General features: G+C 39.8%; 14 protein-coding genes. 7 read left to right on the top strand and 7 right to left on the bottom strand.

Annotated features, from left to right (window positions below):
* Positions 1-40: 40 nt before the first annotated feature.
* On the bottom strand, positions 41-997 hold the full coding sequence (locus HUU81_RS10625) for an AAA family ATPase (protein WP_199608926.1): 957 nt from the start codon (positions 995-997) through the stop codon (positions 41-43).
* Between the two features lie 434 nt (positions 998-1,431).
* Here HUU81_RS10625 and fadI point away from each other — a divergent pair, with 434 nt between their 5' ends.
* The 6 genes from fadI to HUU81_RS10595 all read left to right on the top strand — a co-directional run bounded on the left by fadI (position 1,432) and on the right by HUU81_RS10595 (position 7,937).
* Positions 1,432-2,745 (top strand): acetyl-CoA C-acyltransferase FadI, encoded by a 1,314-nt coding sequence (gene fadI / locus HUU81_RS10620; RefSeq protein WP_199608925.1) that lies wholly within the window; start codon positions 1,432-1,434, stop codon positions 2,743-2,745.
* Complete coding sequence (gene fadJ / locus HUU81_RS10615) at positions 2,745-4,898, top strand: fatty acid oxidation complex subunit alpha FadJ (protein WP_199608924.1); 2,154 nt, start codon at positions 2,745-2,747, stop codon at positions 4,896-4,898. Before fadI ends, fadJ begins: the two co-directional genes overlap by 1 nt.
* A gap of 179 nt (positions 4,899-5,077) precedes the next feature.
* Entirely contained in the window at positions 5,078-5,572 is a 495-nt protein-coding gene (locus HUU81_RS10610) for a GNAT family N-acetyltransferase (protein ID WP_199608923.1), read from the top strand.
* 314 nt (positions 5,573-5,886) lie between these two features.
* Positions 5,887-6,342 carry a hypothetical protein gene (locus HUU81_RS10605; protein ID WP_199608922.1) on the top strand — a complete coding sequence of 152 codons (456 nt, stop codon included), beginning with the start codon at positions 5,887-5,889 and terminating at the stop codon, positions 6,340-6,342.
* 99 nt (positions 6,343-6,441) lie between these two features.
* Positions 6,442-6,606 carry a hypothetical protein gene (locus HUU81_RS10600; protein ID WP_199608921.1) on the top strand — a complete coding sequence of 55 codons (165 nt, stop codon included), beginning with the start codon at positions 6,442-6,444 and terminating at the stop codon, positions 6,604-6,606.
* A 446-nt stretch (positions 6,607-7,052) separates the two neighbouring features.
* On the top strand, positions 7,053-7,937 hold the full coding sequence (locus HUU81_RS10595; protein ID WP_199608920.1) for a serine hydrolase domain-containing protein: 885 nt from the start codon (positions 7,053-7,055) through the stop codon (positions 7,935-7,937).
* 253 nt (positions 7,938-8,190) lie between these two features.
* Here HUU81_RS10595 and HUU81_RS10590 read toward each other — a convergent pair whose 3' ends face one another.
* The 6 genes from HUU81_RS10590 to cmoA form a co-directional block, all read right to left on the bottom strand.
* Positions 8,191-8,937, bottom strand: a complete 747-nt coding sequence (locus HUU81_RS10590; RefSeq protein WP_199608919.1) for a DUF3108 domain-containing protein — start codon at positions 8,935-8,937, stop codon at positions 8,191-8,193.
* 17 nt (positions 8,938-8,954) lie between these two features.
* Complete coding sequence (purN, locus tag HUU81_RS10585) at positions 8,955-9,638, bottom strand: phosphoribosylglycinamide formyltransferase (RefSeq protein WP_199608918.1); 684 nt, start codon at positions 9,636-9,638, stop codon at positions 8,955-8,957.
* A gap of 3 nt (positions 9,639-9,641) precedes the next feature.
* Positions 9,642-10,688 (bottom strand): phosphoribosylformylglycinamidine cyclo-ligase, encoded by a 1,047-nt coding sequence (gene purM / locus HUU81_RS10580; protein WP_199608917.1) that lies wholly within the window; start codon positions 10,686-10,688, stop codon positions 9,642-9,644.
* 156 nt (positions 10,689-10,844) lie between these two features.
* The gene (locus tag HUU81_RS10575; protein WP_199612029.1) at positions 10,845-11,726 is read right to left on the bottom strand and encodes a LysR family transcriptional regulator; all 882 of its coding nucleotides are present in this window, start codon (positions 11,724-11,726) and stop codon (positions 10,845-10,847) included.
* Between the two features lie 23 nt (positions 11,727-11,749).
* Complete coding sequence (cmoB, locus tag HUU81_RS10570) at positions 11,750-12,715, bottom strand: tRNA 5-methoxyuridine(34)/uridine 5-oxyacetic acid(34) synthase CmoB (protein WP_199608916.1); 966 nt, start codon at positions 12,713-12,715, stop codon at positions 11,750-11,752.
* Positions 12,716-12,718: 3 nt separating this feature from the next.
* Positions 12,719-13,447 carry a carboxy-S-adenosyl-L-methionine synthase CmoA gene (gene cmoA / locus HUU81_RS10565; RefSeq protein ID WP_407644823.1) on the bottom strand — a complete coding sequence of 243 codons (729 nt, stop codon included), beginning with the start codon at positions 13,445-13,447 and terminating at the stop codon, positions 12,719-12,721.
* Between the two features lie 174 nt (positions 13,448-13,621).
* Here cmoA and HUU81_RS10560 point away from each other — a divergent pair, with 174 nt between their 5' ends.
* Entirely contained in the window at positions 13,622-16,477 is a 2,856-nt protein-coding gene (locus HUU81_RS10560) for a transporter substrate-binding domain-containing diguanylate cyclase (protein WP_199608915.1), read from the top strand.
* Positions 16,478-16,599: the final 122 nt, after the last annotated feature.

Here is a 16,599-nt window from a genome sequence, read left to right as displayed (position 1 = left end):
TGCTGAATGGGTGCAACTTTTTAATCTGTCGCCACATCAACTACGGAACAGCAACAAGCTCTAAAATGCGAGAAAGCACTGTATCTGGCGTGATACCGTCTGCTTCTGCTTCGTAAGTTAACAATAAGCGATGGCGTAGCACGTTATAAAATACTGCGTGTATATCTTCAGGCGCGACAAAATCACGACCCGACAACCATGCTTTTGCTCTGGCGCAGCGATCTAAAGAGATAGTTGCCCGTGGGCTAGCACCAAACCCAATCCATTTAGCCAAATTATCGTCGTATTTTTGTGGTTGGCGCGTAGCAATGATTAACTCAACCAAATACTCTTCTAATTGAGGTGCCAAGTGAATTTTTAACACTTCTTTTCTGGCTTCAATAATCGTTTCTTGAGAAATAGGCGTAAGTGATACTTTGTTTTCACCTATGGCTTCACCACGGGTTAGGCGTAAAATTTCAATTTCGGTTGCTGCATCTGGGTAATCAATATTCAAATGCATTAAAAAGCGATCTAATTGTGCTTCAGGCAGCGGGTAAGTGCCTTCTTGCTCAAGTGGGTTTTGCGTTGCCATTACTAGAAATAACTCGGGCAATGGATAGGTAGTTTTACCAACAGTCACTTGACGTTCAGCCATGGCTTCAAGTAAAGCAGATTGCACTTTGGCAGGCGCACGGTTAATTTCATCGGCCAAAATTAAATTATGAAACAATGGTCCTGATTGGAATTCGAATTGCCCCGTTTCTGGGCGATAAATGTCAGTACCAGTTAAGTCGGCTGGTAATAAATCGGGAGTAAACTGTATGCGGTGGAAATTTCCTTCAACACCGTAGGCAAGTGCATTAATAGCACGGGTTTTCGCAAGACCCGGAGGTCCCTCAACAAGTAAGTGACCATCGGCGAGTAAAGCAATGAGTATATTTTCGGTCAGAGCGTGCTGACCAATAACTTGAGAATCTAAATATTGTTTTAATTGTTCAAAATGCTTTGCTGTCATAAGGTTACAACTTCTCACAAAATTAATGTTTGAATCATGCACTAAATAGCGTTTTATGAGCTATAGATAAAAGTCGAGGTAATATAGTTCAATTTAATTTGAACTATAAAATTAGAAAATATTAGCTCCAATAAACGAGTAACCATTTAACGCCTATACTTATCCCAGAATATATAAGGACCGATTAGGTTAATAACAAGTGCTTAATGCTTGATTTTTACTTTATCTATTGAAAAAGCCTAATGTTTGTTTTCAAACTGTTATTTTGCAGTGTAGTGGCTTGGTTAAAATTGATATTCATCACAGGTTTGTTTTAATACCAAGGCGAAGAGATAAGGTTTATTAAATCGGATAAGTTGAATTTTTAAATTAAATAGATACAATCGATACTTAACAGGTCTGACCTCTAATATATTAAAAAGAGACGGTAAACAATGTCATCTAAAAAGATAGATTTAAAAACGGCTGGCGGTGAGCGTATTGCAGTCGTTGCAGGGTTGAGAACACCTTTTGCAAAACAAGCGACTTATTTCCACGGCGTTCCAGCTTTGGACATGGGTAAAATGGTTGTTAGCGAAATGATGATGCGCAGCGGCTTAGATCCTCAAGAAATCGACCAAGTTGTTTATGGTCAAGTTGTGCAAATGCCAGAAGCGCCAAATATTGCGCGTGAAATTGTGTTAGGTACTGGCATGAACGTTGGCACCGACGCGTACAGCGTTAGCCGTGCCTGTGCAACTAGCTTTCAAGCAGCAGCCAACGTGGTTGAATCTATCATGGCTGGCACTATAGACACTGGTATTGCTGGTGGCTCTGACTCTTCTTCAGTATTACCAATTGGTGTATCTAAAAAGTTAGGCCGCGCATTAGTCGATTTAAATAAAGCGCGCACGCTAGGGCAGCGCCTTAATATCATTAAGCGTTTAGGCTTAAAAGACATTATGCCAGTTCCTCCTGCTGTTGCAGAATACTCAACGGGGTTGAGTATGGGGCAAACCGCAGAGCAAATGGCTAAAACCCACAACATCTCTCGTAAAAGCCAAGATGAACTAGCGCATCGCTCGCATTCATTAGCAACCAAAGCGTGGGAAAGCGGCCTGATGGCTGATGAAGTAATGGTGGCTCATGCAGAACCATACAAAGATTTCCTGGAAATGGACAACAATATTAGAACGAATTCTACGGTTGAAGGTTATGCAAAGTTAAAACCTGTTTTTGATCGTAAACACGGTTCAGTAACAGCTGCAAATGCGACACCACTAACAGATGGCGCTTCTGCTGTTATTTTAATGCGTGAAGGCCGAGCAAAAGAGCTAGGTTTAACGCCACTGGGTTACATTAAGAGCTTCGCATTTTCTGCCATTGATGTGTGGGAAGACATGTTGATGGGGCCTTCTTATTCAACGCCAATCGCGTTAGCGCGCGCTGGAATGGAACTAAAAGACTTAGACTTAATTGAAATGCATGAAGCATTTGCTGCGCAAACATTGGCGAATATGAAAATGTTTGAAAGTAAAAAGTTTGCGCAAGAGAACTTAGGCCTTAGTAAAGCAATTGGTGAAATTGACATGGCTAAGTTTAACGTGAACGGCGGTTCATTAGCGTATGGACACCCATTTGCGGCAACTGGTACTCGCTTGATTACTCAAACAATAAATGAACTTCGTCGTCGCGGCGGTGGAGTTGGTCTAACTACAGCTTGTGCGGCAGGTGGCTTAGGCGCAGCAATGATTGTTGAGGTGGACTAATGGCTAACGAAAATAAAAAGGTAGAAGAAACTGTGAGTGCGTTTTCACTTGAAATAAGAGATGACAATATTGGCGTAGTAAGCATCGATGTTCCTAACGAAACGATGAACGTGCTTAAAGTAGAATTCGCTGATCAAATGGACGTTATTCTTAAATCCGTAAAGAAAAATAATAAGCTTGAAGGCTTAGTTATTATTAGCGGAAAAGATAACTCATTTGTGGCTGGTGCCGATGTAACTATGTTAGATAATTGCACAAGCGCAGAAGAAGCAGCAGAAATTGGCCGTACTGGTCAAAGAATGTTTGCCGAATTAGAAGGGTTAAAGATCCCTGTTGTTGCTGCTATTCATGGACCAGCACTTGGTGGTGGCTTAGAGCTAGCACTTGCCTGTCATAAACGTATTTGTACAGACGATAATAAAACAGTATTAGGTTTGCCTGAAGTGCAGCTAGGCTTATTGCCTGGTAGTGGCGGCACGCAGCGTTTACCTCGTCTAGTGGGCTTACAAAAAGCGCTAGACATGATGCTAACTGGTAAACAACTAAGAGCAAAACAAGCGAAAAAAGCAGGCTTAGTTGATGATGTAGTACCTCATTCAATCTTACTTGAAGCGGCAGTTAAGCTTGCTAAAAAAGGTAAGGGTGCAGAGCACACACCATCGTTAGACTTTATGGGTAAGTTGTTAGAGACAAACCCACTCGGTCGTAAAGTATTGTTTGATCAAGCAACTAAAAAGCTATTAAGCAAAACAAAAGGTAATTACCCAGCGCCAGAACGTATCGTTGAAGTTATTCAAGTAGGTGCTGAGGAAGGAATGCAAAAAGGGTTGGCATTAGAAGCTCAATACTTTGGTGAGCTATGTATGACGCCAGAGTCTAAAGCGCTACGCAGCATTTTCTTCGCAACCACTGAAATGAAAAAAGAAACCAGTGTGGATGGTGTTGAGCCAGTAAAAGTGAAAAAAGCGGGTGTATTAGGCGGTGGCTTAATGGGCGGCGGTATTTCATTTGTTACAGTAACTAAGGCTGGCGTGCCTACGCGTATTAAAGATATTAGTCATAAAGGTATTAGTGCAGCCTTTAAGTACACGTATAGCTTATTGAATAAAAAAGTTAAGCGTAAGTTTATGCGCAAATCAGAAATGCAAAAGCAAATGGCAATGCTAACAGGTGGATTAGACTACACTGCATTTAATGAAGTAGATATTGTTGTTGAAGCTGTATTTGAAGATTTATCCCTAAAACAGCAAATGGTTAAAGATGTTGAAGAAAACTGCAAAGAAACAACTGTTTTTGCAAGTAACACGTCTTCGTTACCAATTGGTCAAATTGCAGAAAAAGCTGAGCGCCCTGAAAATGTTATTGGCCTTCACTATTTCTCGCCTGTAGACAAAATGCCTTTAGTTGAAGTAATAGCACATGAAAAAACGTCAGCGCAAACCATTGCAACCACCATGGAATTTGCTAGAAAACAAGGCAAAACGCCGATTGTTGTTAAAGACTGTGCAGGCTTTTATGTAAACCGAATTTTGGCGCTATACATGAACGAAGCCGCAAACCTTTTATTAGAAGGTGAGCCAGTTGAAACGCTTGACAAAGCGCTTGTGAAATTTGGTTACCCAGTCGGCCCAATTACATTATTAGATGAAGTGGGTATTGATGTAGGTGCGAAAATCTCTCCTATCCTTGAAAAAGAATTAGGTGAGCGTTTTGAAGCGCCAACTGCATTCGACAAGCTTCAAGCTGATGATCGTAAAGGTAAGAAAAACGGTAAAGGTTTCTACATTTATGATAAAAAAGCGAAAAAAGGCAAGAAGCAAGTTGATGAGTCAGTATACTCAACTTTAGGTGTAACACCGGCTAACAAGCACAACCTTGAAGAGATTTCACAACGTTGCGTTGTTCAAATGTTAAACGAAGCGGCGCGTTGTCTTGACGAAGGCATTATTGCCAGCCCACGTGATGGTGATATTGGTGCAATTTTTGGTATTGGATTCCCTCCATTCCTTGGCGGTCCATTCAGATATATGGACAGCATGGGGATTGCAGCACTCGTTTCTCAACTTAAGTCATATCAGCAGCGCTATGGCGATCGTTTCGAGCCAGCAGAGCTACTTGTGAAAATGGCTGAAAATGGCAAAACGTTTTATTAAGCGCTAGCTAACAACCAAATAAGTATTTAAATTAAGGCAGCTTTTGAGCTGCCTTTTTTATTAACTTGCTTTAAGTTAGCACTTACATAGCAGCATAATGTTACATAAGGTGTTAAACATATTCCCATGACTGAGCAGCTAGGTGATGGATATAGTGCTAGATTTATTTAGGTAGTTATATGATTAAGCTAAGAAACTTAGAAAACACTGACCAAGAATTATTGGTGCAATATTTAAATAATGCACGAGTTACAAGGTATCTTTCATCAAGAATTCCGCAGCCCTATACGCAAGAAGATGCGCGTTGGTTTGTGAATGTTGGCAGTAAAGAAAATAGCATTGTAAAAGCAATTATTGTTGATGATGTATTTTGTGGGGTAATTGGCGCTTATACTCAGCAGCTTGAATATGCACACTCGGCTGAACTGGGCTTCTGGCTTGCTGAAAAGTACTGGGGGCGGGGAATAGCAACAAAAGCGATTATTCACTTTACAGATTTTATTTTTTCTTCAACCAAAATCACGCGATTGTATAATCCTGTGTCTGCTCCTAACAAAGCATCATTAAGAGCGATGGAGAAGGCCAGCTATTCATTAGAAGGGGTGCTTAAACAGTCGGTATGTAAGCACAAGGAACGTTTTGATGAATACCTGTATGCCAAAGTTACTGGTTAAAATGAATACGTTAATTCGGTGGTTGTACTTTATTTTTGATGTAAATACATAAGCCTAAAATGGGGCTAGGGCAATATAAAAAATAAGCAACTAGAATATGTCCGACTAAAAGCAGATAAAACAAAAAACACGCCATATAGAAGTAGAATGCCTTTTCTAGCGCCTATGGCAAAAAGCGCTACAGGCAGTACAAGCAAATAAACAAGTGTTAAAAAGATTTGAATTAAAAATATTCTGCTTGAGCCCTCACTACATGCACAAGCATTAGAGGGGAACGTTAATAAGCTTGCTGTAATAAACGCAAAAAATACTGCTTGGTTTCCTCTAGAGCCTCGGCTATTTTAGTTATCAATTACTTAGTCGCTTTTGGCTGTGTTTATCAAGCCTATTCGTGTGTTGGTAAGAAAATAAAGAGCATTGAAGTTGTACCAATTTGCCAAATGTTACGTTTAGTGTTTGAAAGCGACACTATGATTGAGCTATCAAGTTGCTGGAGATACCGAAGTTCAAAATCGATTCTAAAAGGTGCATTAGATATAGGCTTTTTTGCTTCACTAACAGAGTCTAAAGAGCAGCTAAATGAATTCGAAGCTGAAATGCTAGAGGCAGAACATGCCCATCTTAAACAATTGAATACTTTAGTTGGTAGAAAGCTACAAAAAATCGAATTTAATGATGGCTTTGTAGTGCTTGAACTATCAGGTAAAAGGTTAATAGAATGGTTTTGTCTTAGCAGTGAAAACCTGGGGTTTAGAGCGTTAGACACGTAAAGTTGAGTATGAGATTAATTTTAGTCTTATCTTTTTCTTATTTGGATGTGCAAAAGGAAGAGTTGACATATTGAATCAAGAGGGTGAGCTTCTGGGAACTTGCACTCTAATTTTGATTGGCATTGGCATTGGCATGGCGCACAGGACTCAGTTGACGATATCCTTTATATTTGCGCGAAAGATCATTTTGAAAATGGTAAAGAGATTTCTGATAGTTCAATATTCAACAATGATTATAGCTTGCCATTAATCGATGTGGACTAAAAATTAAATTGTGCATTTTTATAAATGCTCTCAACTTTTTTCATTTAAGACGCGACTTTATTTTTAGTTCAGTATAAACGGTTAGCTTTCAATTGTTGCATAGCAAGGAATTATAATGAATAAGTCGCCAGTAGCAGGTGAGGTGGCTTTGATTCTAGAAAGCATCATATACATTTCAGTCATTGTCTTTTTTTGACGCATTTTGCACCTCCCCTACTGGCGTTAGCTCTGTCGAAAGTTGCATACTTTGCGGACAATCAAGTAATTCTTTCCGTTATAAACTTAACTCCTCTTGCTTCTATATTCGGCTTAAGCTAAATCATGTGGTTATTTGATTAGGCAGTATTAATGTGAGCAAGGTGGTCAAACAGAGCAAAAACATGAACTCGCTTCGTGCATGAAGTGTTTTTGTATTGTCTTTAAAGTGAAATGATTCAAGGAAAGTCATGAGAGAAAAGTTACTTAAAATGATTGTTCTTATTGTGTTGAGCACTTCTATTTGCGTTGCTGCTAAGGAAGCAAAAACAAGTGTTCTATCTAAGAACATTAATACGTTAATAGAAGAGGAGATTGCAAGAAGCGGAACACCTTCACTTCAAGTTGCAATAGGCTATGAGTCCAAAGTCATTTATGAAAATGCGTTTGGTTTCAGTGATCTTGAAAATAAAGTTTTAGCGAGCACTGAAAGCAAATATAGAACAGCTTCTATAGCTAAGTGGTTTACTGCAACTTCTGCTATGGTACTAGTTGAAGACGGATTGCTCGATTTAGATAAGCCAATTCAAACATATTGTCCGCAATTCCCTAAGAAGAGATGGAAGATCACCACTCGACAGTTGTTAACCCATACCGCAGGCATTAGGGGATACTTAGATTTCCCAGAGCTTATAAAGAATAGCTCAGACCCAGTACAAGCAGATTTACTGAGGTATAAGTGGGTTCAAGAGCAGCTAAGTCAACATACTAGGTATGAAGGTGTCACTCAGCCGCTAGATCTTTTCAAGGATGACTTGCTTATATTTCAACCTGGAACGGATTGGTCCTACACGTCTTTCGGGTATCGAGTATTGGCGTGCGTGATGGAAGGGGCGTCAGGAAAGAAATTTCAATTGCTAATCGACGACTCAATTTTTAAAAAAGCAAATATGGGAAGTACAATTGCAGATGATGCTTGGGCAATCATTCCAAATAGAGTTTCACGGCCGTACGTCGGATTAGCTTGTCGGGTGGCGTTTTGTTTAACCAACTTACGCTTAGCACTCATGTGTTGTAGGTTGGAAAAGCCGCAGGCGCCTTCCGACTTTAAGATTACGGGCAATTACCCAATTTGATTTATGTGAATAATACTCTGATTTTAAACGCTTCACTTTAGTGGGGCGTTTTTTATGTTGTAATTTTGGGGGATTGAAGCCCGATTCCGATTGTTGTATTTGTATTAATGTCGGGTGACGCTTTGCTTACCCGACCTACGTTTAGCCGCACATTAGTGTAGCTTGAATAACCTGTAGGCATTTTTCTAACTGAATAAAATCATTTTTGAATAGTTATCAAAAAGTGAAAGTCATAAAGCTGTTTAGCTTAGTGTTATCGGCTATTATCCTGTTCAAAGGTGTTTAGTTGAATATCAAACTGTTCAACACCTTCTTTAACTTTAAGCAAACGAACCATAATATAATTTAAGCTGGGTGCAAACCATGCGATAGCTTGTTTATTTGTATTACCGTAATCGCGCATTACCTTAATGGCTTCAATTTGGCCGTAAGGTGTCGCAAGTAGCTCTTTTTCTTTTACCTCAAAGCTATATTGTTTTGGATTGCCTTTTTTATCGTAGACTAAATAGGATAACGATGTTTTGCCTGCTGCTAAGTCTCTGCTCATCTGAACGTGATAGCTCATTGAGTCGAAACAGTCTGGAGCGCAAGAAAGGGTTAAGGGAGAGTTTGATTTATTAGAGATAAGTTGATTCTTATCGTGTTTAAAGGTGAGTGAGTACTTTCTATCTGGGCCTGTGCCTTCTCGCTTCATTTTATACATGAGTGGCGTTAAGGAGTTGTTATCCACATTAAACTCTGATGATTCTTGGCGAATGTCGCTAAATATTAACCAATTTACATCACTGGTGTAGCTAAATTTATACTTATTATTATATGTAGGATCAGGTTTTAAATGATGTAAAGAGCGTTGTGCTGTGCCATGTTCGTCACCACCGCGGTAGACTTTATATTTTGCAATATAAGGTACTAACTCAGTTGCATACTTCGCCGTAGTAGCAGAAGCGTTTGTTATAGAACTAGCAATGACTAAAGCAATGGTTAACGCTCTTTTTAACATCTGAACACCTAATTCAATTATTCACTCGCATAACCTTGTTGAGGCAGCTTATTATTATCTAGTACGGCTGAATCATTTTGCATTAGCAGCCGATCTTGACAGAACCACTTTGTAACTAGCGGGTAAATACGGTGCTCTTGTTCGTGCACCCGCGCCGCTAGGTCTTCCGCAGTATCCCCATCAAAGATAGGTACCTTAGCTTGTAGTATTACAGGTCCGCCGTCAAGCTCTTCAGTGACAAAGTGTACAGAAACACCGTGCTCGCTATCTTTAGCGTCTAATGCTCGTTGGTGGGTATGTAATCCTTGGTACTTAGGTAATAATGAAGGGTGAATATTCAATAATTTGCCTTTGAATTTAGCAACAAATTCGGGCGTTAAAATACGCATAAATCCGGCTAAAATAATTAAATCAGGCTTTGTATTTTCAATAGCTTTTGCCAGCTCAGCATCGTATTGCTCACGAGTGTTATATGCTTTGTGGTCAAGAGACAGCGTTTCTATATTAGCTTGTTGTGCACGTGTTAGCCCATATGCATCAGGGCGATTAGAGATAACACACACGATTTTGCCATTAAAAAACGCATTTTGCTGAGCATCAATTAATGCTTGCAGGTTGCTACCACTGCCTGAAAGTAAAACAACTATTCGTTTGGGCGCATTACCGTGGTCGGCATGCGCATTAGTATCATTGTTTTCCATCAATTAACGCTCGTTAATGACAACTTGTTCTTCATCAGCGCTAGCAGATTGAATTTCACCAATATGCCAAGCTTTTTCGCCATTTTCAGTAAGGATAGACAGGCTTTGTTCTAACTTTTCTGCTGGAACTGCGATGATCATACCCACACCACAGTTAAAGGTGCGATACATCTCGTGTGTATCAATGTTGCCTTGCTCTTGTAGCCAGTTGAAGATTGTAGGCCACTGCCAAGACGATGCATTGATCACAGCTTTAGTATTTTCTGGCAATACGCGTGGTATGTTTTCCCAGAAACCACCACCCGTAATATGAGAAAGGGCGTGAACATCTACTTGCTGAGTTAACTCAAGTACTGATTTAACGTAAATCTTTGTTGGTGCTAATAAGTGCTCGCCTAATGTTTTACCTTCAAGTTCTTGATTAGTATCAGCATTACTTACTTCAAGCACTTTACGAATTAATGAATAACCATTTGAGTGAGGGCCTGATGAGCCTAGCGCTATAAGCTGATCGCCTGCTGCCACTTTTGAACCATCAATAACTCCTGACTTTTCAACAACGCCAACACAGAAGCCTGCCATGTCGTAATCGTCTTCTTGATACATCCCCGGCATTTCTGCCGTTTCACCACCAATTAAGGCACAGTTTGCTTGAATACAGCCTTCACCAATGCCAGAAACCACATCTGCTGCTGTATCAACATCCAGTTTTGCAGTGGCATAATAATCTAAGAAAAATAGTGGTTCGGCACCTTGTACGATTAGGTCGTTAACGCACATCGCGACTAAATCGATACCTACTGTGTCATGCTTTTTTAAATCTATTGCTAAGCGTAGCTTTGTGCCGACACCGTCGGTACCTGCTACAAGCACAGGCTCTTTGTACTTTGTTGGTAACTCGCAAAGTGCGCCAAAGCCGCCTAAGCCGCCCATTACTTCAGGACGTGTGGTTTTCTTTACCACACCTTTTATTCTTTCGACTAATGCATTACCTGCATCAATGTTAACGCCAGCGTCTTTGTAACTTAAGGTAGCTTTATTTTCGGTCACTTTAAACCTCGAGAGAATTAGAGTTGATGTACGTTTGAAGAAGGCGCTATTCTACTTGTTTAATTTTGCAAGTTAAATAGTAGGGGGGATGTTTGGGGTATGTTTTTGCAGCAGTTTACTTATATTTTATAGATGATTGCTTTAGGGCATCGCTGATTATGCGTGTTCCTGTAAAATTAATTGCACCAGCATCGAGCAACCCGGGCCAATCATTGTTTCTTTTGGGTAAACCAAAGATAAATGTCCGTGGCGCATACCACCCTTATCTAACGTTAATACTTTAAGTTCCTGCAATGAACACTTAGTGGCAATAACATGTTCTGGTAGCCAGCAAAAACCCAGCCCAGTTTTTAATATAGAAATAGCGTGTTCAAAGTTAGTGACAGTCCAACGTTTTTCAGACTTTAGCCATCCGCTTTTCTCAACGGGCTGTGTAGCCGTGTCTTTAATCACTATTTGCAGGTCTTGCGCTAGCATTTTGCTATCTATTTCAGACAAGCTTGCAAGTGGATGGTTTTTGCCGACAACAGGAACAAAGGTTACATTACATAAGGGTTCACTTAAGTAGCCTTTAGGTACGCTTGAGCTGATTACAATATCAGCTTGACCGGCGTGAATAATTTCTTCAGTACCAGTTAATACCGTGTCAATAATGGTAATGCGCGAGCCGCGACTTTCTGGGTAAAACTTAGTAAGTGCATTAAATAAATATGATTTTGGGTAAGCAAGCTCTACGGCGATAACTAACTCTGGTTCCCATCCTTGCTGTATGTTTTCAGCGAGCAATTCTAAATCGCTTATATCTTGGGTTAATATACGAGATCGTCTTAACATAACCTCGCCAGCACTGGTTAGGTAAGCTTTACGCCCTTTTACTTCCAAGAGCTGTACGTTAAGTTGTTGCTGCAATTTTGAAACGGCATGATTTAAAGAGGACTGACTTTTATTTAGCGCGTTTGCAGCTTGCGCATAGCCGCCAAAGTCGACTACAGCTTGCAGTATGCGCCACTGTTCCAACGTCGACTTTGGTCGATACATAGTCATAACTCACTTATTACAATTTAGCTATTAGCAATAATCACAGCGCGTAACGGCGCTGGATAACCTTCAATTGTTTTATTTTCATCGTTAGGATCTAAGAAATCTTCTAATGATTCATTTTCAAGCCAGTCGGTTTTGCGCTGCTCTGAGAAATCGGTTTTTTCAACACTGACTACCTTAATATTCTTAAAGCCAACTCGCTTCATCCAACCGGTAAGGGCGTCGGTACTTGGAATAAACCATACATTTCGCATCTTAGCGTAACGTTCGCCCGGTACCAGCACTTCGTTTGGGCCACCTTCTACAACAATAGTTTCTAACACCAGCTCGCCACCTGGCCTTAGTTGTTGTTTGAGCTGTTGTAAAAAGTCGATAGGTGAGCGGCGGTGATAAAGCACGCCCATTGAGAATACAGTATCAAAGGTTTTTAACTCTGGTAATTGTTCTACACCCAATGGTAGTAGGTGTACGCCATCATCTGGGTTAAAGTGTTTAATTGCATTAAATTGAGAGACAAACAGCTGTGTAGGGTCGACACCTACTACAAACTCGGCACCTGCGCCGCGCATCCGCCATAAGTGGTAGCCACTGCCACAACCAATATCGAGCACGTACCTGCCGTCTAACGGAGTAATATGTTGTTTTAAGCGATCCCATTTAAAATCTGAACGCCACTCGGTATCTACGTGAATACCATGAATGTGGTAAGGGCCTTTACGCCAAGGCATTAGTTTCTTCAATAAAGATGTAATTCGCTTTTGTTCGCCTTCAGATATATCGTTAGTAAGTCCAAATTCTACTTTGTCACTAATGTTGATCGTTGAAGGCTGTGTATTTGGTAAATTCTCTAATATGCGTTGCCACTTACCGTAATCTCCGTGAAGAGATTCTTTATACCAACTGTTTAATTGCTGAGGTAATGTTTCTAGCCAATGCGATAGTTTGTTTTTCGCAATCAGCGAATAAAAGTGATTAAAATGATTCATAAATTATTTGATTATCGCCATTGAACAGAAGTTGAAACATTGATACCAAGTGGTGAAATGACTGAAACCGATTTGTTGGAAACGTTCATAATGTACAGTGCGCGTGTCAGGCTTCATTACATTTTCAAGCGCAGAACGCTTTTGACTAATTTCTAGTTCGCTATAGCCATTAGCACGTTTAAAGTCATGATGAAGGTTGGTTAATAACCCATGACAAGTATCATCGTCTTCACGAAGCTTTTCAGAAATGATCAGCAAGCCACCTTTACGCATGCCGTCGTATATTTTTTGTAGTAGTGCCAAACGCTTTTCAGGCGAAATAAACTGTAAAGTAAAGTTCAGCACAACAATAGATGCATTTTCTATTTCTATATCGTTTATATCAGCATTGACCAGCTCAACATGAATGGGCGACTTGAAGCCTTGCAGGTGAAGTTTACAGCGCTCAAGCATCGCACTCGAATTGTCAACGGCGATGATATTGCTGTTAGACTCAGCAGGCAGTGCGCGCCTCATTGAAAGTGTTACTGCGCCTAATGAGCAGCCTAAATCATATAAATTTGAATTAGGTTGATGAAATTGCTCAGTTAATTTGCCAATAGTACTAATAATTGTTGAATATCCTGGCACTGAACGCTGGATCATATCGGGGAATACTTCTACGACGGTTTCGTCAAATGTGAAGTCTTTTAATTCAGAATGTGTTGCAGAATAAATGCTATCTTTACTCAATGTAATTACTCAAAAAGTAGATGTGGCTTCAATGTATTTTATTTTACATCATAGTGATAGCAACGTCTCCCCTAGTGCGCAATATATAACAGAGAATTAAATAGCAATTAAAATATAGTTAATGTTTGTGTATGATTGTAGAGGTTTCAATTCAATGAGAGGTAAATTGAAAAAATGAGGTTTAATTTTGCGCATAGTCTATTGTGGTCTTGGCTTTTCTATATGCTTTGCTACAGTATTGAAACCTCTGCTAATTCAGTTTCTCAAACGAATAATTCGTCGCATGAAAATACCAACAACGAGATTGTTTTTGTGGTTGGAAACGACTCCTTTCCCTATCAATATATGGACTCTCAGGGCAAAGCCGACGGCTTAATGATTGATATTTGGAAGTTATGGGCAAAAAAGAATAATCATTCAATTACATTTTTAGCTAAACCGTGGACAGAAACTTTAGATGCCATAAAAAATGAAGAAGCTGATGTTCACTCTGGTATAACAAAATTACCGTACCGTGAAGCATTCATGGAGTTTGGCGAACCCATTTTTAATATCGGCATGAGCGTGTTTATTCATAAGGATGTGGTTGGGGTAAAAACACTAGCCGACCTAGGGCCTTATAATGTTGGTATTGTGAACGGTTCTGCCCATCATGCGCGCTTTCAAAAACAGTTTCCCCACCTCTCACTAAAAGTGTATCAAAGCCGTGATGAAATGTACCAAGATGCGGTAATAGGTAATATTAAAGTGCTGACTGGTATGGAGCGTATTGCTACACGTCACCCTTTATTTGTGCAACTTTCAAAAGCATTTCCGCTATATAAAAAGCTTGAATATGATCAATTACCGCTAACATTTGCCGTAAAAAAGGGTAACAGCCAGTTGCGCAAAAAAATTGTTGAAGGGCTGAAGAATATTACGCCAATTGAAATGATTGCCATAGAGCGGAAATGGTTAGGTGTCGAGTCGGAAAAAGACACTTTGGTACTGGCATTAGCTCAAGGAAATAAGCCTTATATGGATGTGTCGGAAGAGGGTGCAGCAATTGGTTTATTAGTAGATATTTGGAAACTTTGGTCAGAAAAAACCAAACGAGATGTGCTGTTTCTGCCTGAGAGCATGTCCGGTGCTTTGAAATCGGTAGAGTCTGGTAAAGCAGACATTCATATCGGTTATCCAGAAAGTGAAAAAGTAACAACACGCATACCCAGGGCACATCACGTTTACACTGTGCTGTCTCGCTTCTTCTATCCCAAAAAAATTGGTGAAATAACAGCGCTTAATCAACTTAATGGCAAAACGATTGGTATGTATAGTACTGCACCTTATAAATTAGATTTTATTGAACAGTATCCACATATTAAAGTGCGTTATTTTACTTCTTCTGATGCAATGATTTCAGCAGCCGTGACGGGCGAAATAAGTGGTTATATTGCAGCAACTCAGGCGGCCATCGTAAAGCTACGAGATTTGAGTTTGCTCGATCAATTTAATTATTTAGATTCTGAAGAATTTGAAGCGAATATTTATGCGCTAGTCAACCCAGAGAAGCAAGCGTTAATTAGTCAAATTAAAGAAGGCTTTAGATTAATTGACAACCGGGAGCTTGTTGAAATTGAACAGCGTTGGTTAAGAGAAAATACAGGCCAGTATTTTACTAATAATCGTAAACGAATCGATTTAACCATTGCTGAAACCAACTGGATTAAAGAAAAAAAATCGATCACCGTTGGAGTGGTAGAAGACTGGCCTCCTATTGAGTTTGTCGACAATGGGATTGTAAAAGGGGTCACAGCAGATATTTTCGCCATTATCGAAAAGCAAACAGGTTTAAAAGTAAATTATAAGATTTTTGCTAATTGGGAGTCTGTACTACAAGCACTGACAGATAAAAGCATTGATATGGTAGGGAGTATTGCTAACACCCCAGAGCGAGAATCGTTTGCGAATTTTTCAATTGATTATTGGCCAACCCCTTGGTCAATAATTACCCTGATGGAAAGTGCGAAAACTAATGGTGTAGGTGATTTCAGCGGTAAAAAACTGGCGTTTATTAAAGACTACCAAGTAGTAGACAAAGTGAGAGAAAAATATCCGAACGTAAGTATAACCGTTGTAGAAGATTTAGAAGCAGGTATCAAGGAGCTGAAAAAAGGTAATGTAGATGGTGTGGTTGACACCTTAATCTCTACAGCGAGATACATACAAGATACTCGAACACCTGATTTAAAGCTTCATCTAGTGGAAGACTTACCTTCAGAGTCTGGCCATATAGGTATTAGAAACGACTGGCCTTTAGCACTAACAATCATAAATAAAGCATTGAGTACGATAACTAAAGACACAAAAAAAACGATTTTCAATAAATGGTTTGAAATTAAAATTGAGCAAGGTTTATCACAAAAAGAAGTGAAAGAAATTGCCTATAAGGTTGCCGCTGTGGTGGTTGTTTTCGTTGTTGTAGTGTTACTTTGGACTCGGAGTTTACAGCGTGAAATTAAGCGCAGAAGAATTGCTGAAGAAAAAATGAAGCACATGGCCACGCACGACAGCTTGACGGGCTTGCCTAATAGAAACCTGTTAAAAGATAGGCTTTCCACATCGTTAAAACAGCACGCGCGCCGAGAAGAAACATTGGCGGTATTGTTTGTCGATTTAGATGGCTTTAAACAAGTGAATGACTCACAGGGTCATGACGCTGGTGACGAGTTACTTATTCAAATTGCTAAACGACTAGCCCGTTGTGTGCGTAAATCTGACACGATTGCGCGCTTTGGCGGCGACGAATTTATCCTGCTACTTAATAACCTCAATCATGTTAATGAGGCTCAATTAGTTGCTGACAAGATATTAAACAGTATTGCCAAGCGCTTTAATCTGTCTAATGCTTCTGTTAAGGTCGGGGCTAGTATAGGTATTGCAGTTTACCCTATCAATGGCTTAACAAGCAGTGACTTAATCAAAAAGGCCGACGATGCAATGTATCAGGTGAAAGTACAAGGTAAAAATAACTTTGCCTTTGCTGATTGATTGGTACGGTAAACAACAGCTAAAACATCCGTGAATGGTCTACGAGTCTGAAACCACCCTTCATTACAGTTAATCTTAAAAACTAGCTGCATAGAAGGGTGACTTTGGCTATCAAATATATA

The organism is Flocculibacter collagenilyticus, assembly GCF_016469335.1.
Taxonomy (GTDB): Bacteria; Pseudomonadota; Gammaproteobacteria; order Enterobacterales; family Alteromonadaceae; genus Flocculibacter; species Flocculibacter collagenilyticus.
Note: the sequence above shows the minus strand (reverse complement) of the source record. Positions and strands in the feature narration are given on the sequence as shown.

Excerpts from the sequence above, each read along its gene's own strand:
- HUU81_RS10625 (WP_199608926.1), bottom strand. The coding sequence starts at position 997 with ATGACAGCAAAGCATTTTGAACAATTAAAACAATATTTAGATTCTCAA.
- HUU81_RS10590 (WP_199608919.1), bottom strand. The coding sequence starts at position 8,937 with ATGTTAAAAAGAGCGTTAACCATTGCTTTAGTCATTGCTAGTTCTATA.
- fadJ (WP_199608924.1), top strand. The coding sequence starts at position 2,745 with ATGGCTAACGAAAATAAAAAGGTAGAAGAAACTGTGAGTGCGTTTTCA.
- HUU81_RS10560 (WP_199608915.1), top strand. The coding sequence starts at position 13,622 with ATGAGGTTTAATTTTGCGCATAGTCTATTGTGGTCTTGGCTTTTCTAT.
- HUU81_RS10595 (WP_199608920.1), top strand. The coding sequence starts at position 7,053 with ATGAGAGAAAAGTTACTTAAAATGATTGTTCTTATTGTGTTGAGCACT.
- purN (WP_199608918.1), bottom strand. The coding sequence starts at position 9,638 with ATGGAAAACAATGATACTAATGCGCATGCCGACCACGGTAATGCGCCC.
- HUU81_RS10610 (WP_199608923.1), top strand. The coding sequence starts at position 5,078 with ATGATTAAGCTAAGAAACTTAGAAAACACTGACCAAGAATTATTGGTG.
- HUU81_RS10575 (WP_199612029.1), bottom strand. The coding sequence starts at position 11,726 with ATGTATCGACCAAAGTCGACGTTGGAACAGTGGCGCATACTGCAAGCT.
- cmoB (WP_199608916.1), bottom strand. The coding sequence starts at position 12,715 with ATGAATCATTTTAATCACTTTTATTCGCTGATTGCGAAAAACAAACTA.
- fadI (WP_199608925.1), top strand. The coding sequence starts at position 1,432 with ATGTCATCTAAAAAGATAGATTTAAAAACGGCTGGCGGTGAGCGTATT.